The sequence below is a fragment of the bacterium genome, from assembly GCA_021159335.1.
Lineage (GTDB): Bacteria > UBP14 > UBA6098 > B30-G16 > B30-G16 > JAGGRZ01.
Genome location: JAGGRZ010000105.1, coordinates 1 through 5,609 on the forward strand (window position 1 = coordinate 1; position 5,609 = coordinate 5,609).

The 5,609-nt window shown below is 42.3% G+C and carries 5 protein-coding genes and 1 tRNA gene; all 6 read right to left on the reverse strand.

Translation table 11 applies throughout. The features are described from left to right. Positions 1-83 (reverse strand) — tRNA-Leu (locus J7J62_05905). A gap of 80 nt (positions 84-163) precedes the next feature. Further along, on the reverse strand, positions 164-910 hold the full coding sequence (locus tag J7J62_05910) for a gamma-glutamyl-gamma-aminobutyrate hydrolase family protein (GenBank protein ID MCD6124688.1): 747 nt from the start codon (positions 908-910) through the stop codon (positions 164-166). Continuing rightward, positions 911-1,855: a hypothetical protein gene (locus J7J62_05915; protein MCD6124689.1), complete on the reverse strand. Its 945-nt coding sequence runs from the start codon at positions 1,853-1,855 to the stop codon at positions 911-913. A 10-nt stretch (positions 1,856-1,865) separates the two neighbouring features. Further along, on the reverse strand, positions 1,866-2,345 hold the full coding sequence (locus J7J62_05920; GenBank protein ID MCD6124690.1) for a hypothetical protein: 480 nt from the start codon (positions 2,343-2,345) through the stop codon (positions 1,866-1,868). Next, on the reverse strand, positions 2,342-3,283 hold the full coding sequence (locus J7J62_05925; GenBank protein ID MCD6124691.1) for a carbamate kinase: 942 nt from the start codon (positions 3,281-3,283) through the stop codon (positions 2,342-2,344). The genes J7J62_05920 and J7J62_05925 overlap by 4 nt, the downstream gene beginning before the upstream one ends. Before the next feature lie 5 nt (positions 3,284-3,288). Next, the coding region (locus J7J62_05930; GenBank protein MCD6124692.1) for a T9SS type A sorting domain-containing protein at positions 3,289-5,609 on the reverse strand (2,321 nt) is incomplete at its 5' end.

The window sequence follows — 5,609 nt, forward strand, 5'->3', positions numbered from 1 at the left end:
TGCCGGAGGTGGGATTTGAACCCACACGGGGTTGCCCCCAGCGGATTTTGAGTCCGCCGCGTCTGCCGTTCCGCCACTCCGGCATTAAACCCTAAAACAAGCTCTTTAAGGTTATTCACCGACATCAACTGTGTCAAGTATGAAATGAAAATTATTTATTCTGTCATCCCGAAACTTTACTCGCACTACTCACAAATGCTTTAAACAGCTTTTCTGCGCTCTCGTCATCCATATCCTCGGGATGCCATTGAACACCTATTACAAAACGGTCATCATCAATCTCCACGGCTTCAATCACTCCGTCAACGGATGTAGCCGAAACAATCAATCCAGGTGCAAGGTCTTTAACAATCTGGTGATGGGATGAGTTGACAATAATCCTCTCCTTTCCCAAAATATTATACAGCTTTGAATCCTTTTTAATTTCCACTGCATGCCAGGCTCGGGCTTTGTCAAACTTCTCGCCAAGCCTCCGATGCTCTATAATAGGAACTTTATAATTTCTCGCTTTCCAATAAATTTGTATATCCTGCCAAAGAGTTCCGCCCAACGCAACATTCAACAGCTGATGTCCACGGCATATCGCCAGAAGCGGCTTTTCCGTTTTTTGAATGAAGAATTTTGTCAATTTTATCTCAAATTCGTCACGCGATCTAAATACTCTTTTTGAGCCCTCATCTCTTTGTCCATAAAATGATGGATCCACATCACCCCCACCGCTCAGCAAAAGACCATCGAGTATATCAGCATATATTTTTATTCTTTCCTCGTCCAACTCAACAATTGGCAATATAATCGGAACTCCGCCCGACTTTTCCACAGCTTCTATATACCGGCTTTTCAGCCAGTTAAACTTAATCCTATCTTCTTTAAAATCTGAAGTTATTCCTATTTTTGGCTTCGCTACCATTTATCCACCCAGGAGTATAGATGCTAAAAGAGGCATCATTATTTCGTGATGTCCGACAAAATAGCTTCCCTTGCCGGCTGTTGGGCGCAATACTATATTTTGCATCGGACGGTAATGAATATACATATCAAAATATGCTGTTCTGAAGTTTTCGACTTTGTAGCCCAGATTTCTTGCTATTGATAGAGCTTTCAAGAAGATTTCTGGCATCACAACCGCCGAACCCCATCCTAATACAGCGCCACCCTCAAGCTTCGACACGAATGAGCAAAAGCGCCTAAAATCCCTCATGCTGGTTTCGCCAACCGCTCTATCATCAACATCAGGATGAATATGTATAACCTCAGCGCCCGGGATAGTATGTATCGTTATTGGAACGCCCATAACAAATAAATTGTATATAATGGAATAATCTTTGTATCTTGGATTTGCCTCTATCAAAGCTCGCGCTATAGATTCTCCATATCCGTAACCCTGCTTTGCACCGTTTGATATTGCATTGTTTATGAATTCAGCGGTCTCTTTAGTTACGCCAAATTTTCCGTCTTTTATGGATTTCTCAACATCTTCTGATGTTTTCCCGAAAAGCGATATCTCAACATCATGTATAGCTAACGCGCCATTGGCAGCAAACGCGGTAATAAAACCCTTTTTAGCCAGTTCGATTACTATTTTAGATAAACCAACCTTGACAATGTGGGCACCGGTTAACCACAATATCTGTTTCCCTTCTCTACGCACATTTTTTATATAGTCACAGAATTGAAAAAATTCCTCTGACTTGAGTATATTCGGAAACAATTCCTTTCTTATATTAATGCTTTCCCACGATTTCGGGGTTTCTGCAAAATCATCTACTGACACCTTGCTGTATCTTTCATCTATTGACAAAGTGTTTATTTCATCAAAAGACAACTCTTCATAGTTTGGATATCTATGTTTCATATCTTTTGCCTCACTTTGCGAACAATCTTATAATTCTATATATTTCTATTACCACCACAGCAAAAATAGCATTGTAAAGAGCACTTGGTATTATGAATCTCCATAAAGCATAGAAAATCTGTGCATTATACGAACTAAGAGATAAATATATAAACCTATCGATCAAACTGGCGACAAAAATCACGAATCCTATTAAAACCGGATGATCTATGTTCAGCTTGCCTCTCATAGCAGATATAAACAAAGCTGCTGTTGCTCTCGCACCAATGCCAGCACCCATCCATTGTGGATTTAAACAATCAATTATAAATCCTGAATACGCTCCCCATAGTATCGTTCCTTCACCGCTAACGCTTAATCCAATTAAAACAACCGCTAATATTCCGATGTCGATGTCCCATCCAAAAATCGTTAATGGGGCGAGCAGTGTCCTGCCTGCATATGTGGCAATGGTAATCAATATAAATCTATATATAAATCTTCCTATCATGGCACTATCCTCGTGAATCGTCCTCTGCCATGAAGAGCGTCCCAGACCTGGCTTATTGAGGTTATTATTACTTCCTTCCCTCCTCTTTCAAGAAAGTATATAGCTGATTCCACTTTAGGCCCCATCGAACCGGGCGGGAAATGTCCCTCGTTAAAAAATCTTTTTGCTTCCTCTACCCGCATCTCCTTTATTTCCCTTTGATTGGGTTTTCCAAAATTTAAATACACTCTATCAACATTAGTTATTATCACAAACTTTTCAGCCTCTATGCCGAGCGCAAGCACAGCGGAAGCTCTATCCTTATCTATCACGGCATCCACAAGCTCAAGCGAACCATCAGGTCTCTCCACCACAGGAATACCTCCACCACCCGCTGCTATAACGACCATGCCTTTGCTTATAAGCTCCTTTATGGCTTCACTTTCAACAATCTCTCTCGGCCACGGTGACGGCACCACTCGCCTCCATCCCCTACCAATGTCCTCCCGCATAGTCCAGCCCTGCTCGCGAATCAACTTCTCCGCTTCTTCCTTTGTATAAAATCTTCCTATAAACTTGGTGGGCTCCCTAAATCCCGGGTCGTCCTTGTCAACTATAACTCTCGTTACAACTGCCACCACCGTTCTGTCCATCCCAGATGTATACAGCTTATTTCCCAAAGCCAACGCAAGCATTACACCTAACTCCCCCTGAGTCTGCGCGCCGCAAACAGAAAGAGGAAGAGGTATAACCTCGTCACGGGACAACTCGACTCTTCGCAAAGCATTACCCACCTGCGGACCGTTACCATGGGTTATGGCTATTTGCCACCCCTCAGCCACAATCCCCGCTATCATGTCCATCGACCTTTTTGCCCTTTCAAACTGCACCTCGAACGGGTCAGTCCCACGAGTAGAAATAGCGTTGCCGCCTAATGCTATGACAATTCGCTTTGCCATAAGTATTACTTTACGAAAACAACCTTTTTGGATATATTCTTACTCTTTCCGTTTACTTTTACGATATATACACCTGAAGGCAACAGGGAACCCTCAACGCCTGAGCCATCCCACACAACTTTAAACTTTCCGGAGATCTCTCCAATTCTCTTCACTTTTCTCCCGTATATATCATAAACATCTATATAACCTTTTTCCGGAATATATCCCCTAATAACCACCGAACTATTAAATGGATTAGGATATACATTAATAACTGCATTTGCTGGCTTGACCAATTCACCCTCGCCAACTTTCATCCCCGTTGAAAAGCCGACTGATGCGGTCCTATAACAATCGTGGCGAAATTGCATCCACAGTCTTGGGTCATTAATATATCTCGAACTCGTTTCCCAAACATAAAGTCTGCTATCATACGCGGGCACTATAATTTCAGCTATACCATCGTCGTCTATATCATCAATAGCGGGTGTGGAAACAATAGCTACGCCTGCTTCCAGTGGAAAACCGAGCTTTATTGGCGTACCGTCAAAATGATATGCATATATTCTATCATTGCTGGTTATCAACATATCCGCGATGCCGTCATTGTCAATATCAGCGACAACCGGGGTCGACCAATGTATATTGCCCACAGGTATGGGAAAACCAGTCAACTCCGTTCCATTATATCTTATAACGCATAAACTATCCTGTGTTTGAACTATAATTTCATCCTTATTGTCACCATCGTAATCGTATAATGTCAACGACCTCATCCCGTCTCCAAAGTTAGTAAACCGCGTGTACGGAAATCCAGGAAGCATCGTTCCATCGCCATCAAGAGCAACTACACCAAGACCATTTACTATAACTGCGATTTCCATATCAGATGTATCGTCATCAAAATTTCCAAGGACAGGAGAACTCCTCGAATCGCCCGCGACAGGCACTGGAAAACCTGAAGCTCTCGTCCCGTCAGAATTCCAAGCATATATATATCCTAAACCAGCTGTATCTTTTCCGCCACAGACTACTATCTCGGGCAACCCATCACCGTCTATATCGCCAATAGCAGGAGCCGAGGAACCTATATCCCGTCGCCCAAGATATGACGAATCCACAAGTGTTGAGCTCCCCACATAAGGCGTTCCATCGCTTTTTATAATATACAAATAATGCGATTCATCACATGCGATTATCTCAAGGGTTGAATCACCATCTAAATCATACAAAGCAACTGACGATAGCATTCTGCTTCGTGTGGTAACTGGAAAACCAGACTTTACCACACCATCACCTCTTATAGCCCATATTTTCCCCGGATATGTCCGAGAAGCAACAACTATATATATAATTCCGTCATTATCAAGTTCTCCTGCTGCAGGAGTGGACCAAAATCCCATTCCGGACGGACAAGTTATATTAAAAATAGGGTCCACTTCGGAAGATATATCATGAAGTTCTGTGCCATCACATCTATATGCAGTAATGTGTCCATTGTTGTCAACGACAAAAATTTCCTTCCGCCCATCACCATCAACATCAACAATCAACGGAGCTGCTATAGGCCAGCAACCAATGGGCAAGTCAACCGGAAAACCGGCTTTATAGCGCAGGCTTTTCCATCCAGGAACAGCAGGTGAGGGTTTCCCGCACACACCGGAAGAATCAATTGCAACAATAGAATAATAATATATGCTGTCTCCCAGTGTAGAATCAATATAAAACGAGTTATATATGGGATAAGGGGTCAAATAAACAAAATTAATGCTGTCCAAACTTCTCAGAACATAATACGCATAGGCATCGGGCATACTCTCCCAATGTATCTCACAATACCCCTGCCCCGGTATCGTATATATAGAATCAGGATAGCCAAGAGCATGTAAATCACCAAACAATGTCGTTTCAGCAAATGAATTTTTCACATTAACAAGATATCTAAAATCAGGCACACCAGCCGTTCCGATGGTTGCAGACACTTCAATCACAACAAATGAATCCGCCAATATATCGGTTATAAAAGAATCCTCAAGAAAATGTATCAAAGGTGAATCGAACTTGATAACGCAACCTCTCATATCGCCGCACGATTTATTGGCTACCCGTATAGATACAACTCCACTGTCGCCGAAAAATGGTATACCATCACTATCGCTCCAGCTCGTTGATATTATCTGCAATTCGGGTGCACACACTGAAAAAACAAAACTATCAATATATAAAGATGAAAATCTCAAATACGATATACCAATTGACTCACCCCAAAAAATCGAATCTGCCGCAAATGTATCCGAGTAAACCACCGTAGTCTCCGATGGATTCATCCTCACATGGATTGTAT

Bases quoted from the DNA above. Each gene is read 5' to 3' on its own strand.
- J7J62_05910 (MCD6124688.1), bottom strand. From the start codon at position 910: ATGGTAGCGAAGCCAAAAATAGGAATAACTTCAGATTTTAAAGAAGAT.
- J7J62_05915 (MCD6124689.1), bottom strand. From the start codon at position 1,855: ATGAAACATAGATATCCAAACTATGAAGAGTTGTCTTTTGATGAAATA.
- J7J62_05920 (MCD6124690.1), bottom strand. From the start codon at position 2,345: ATGATAGGAAGATTTATATATAGATTTATATTGATTACCATTGCCACA.
- J7J62_05925 (MCD6124691.1), bottom strand. From the start codon at position 3,283: ATGGCAAAGCGAATTGTCATAGCATTAGGCGGCAACGCTATTTCTACT.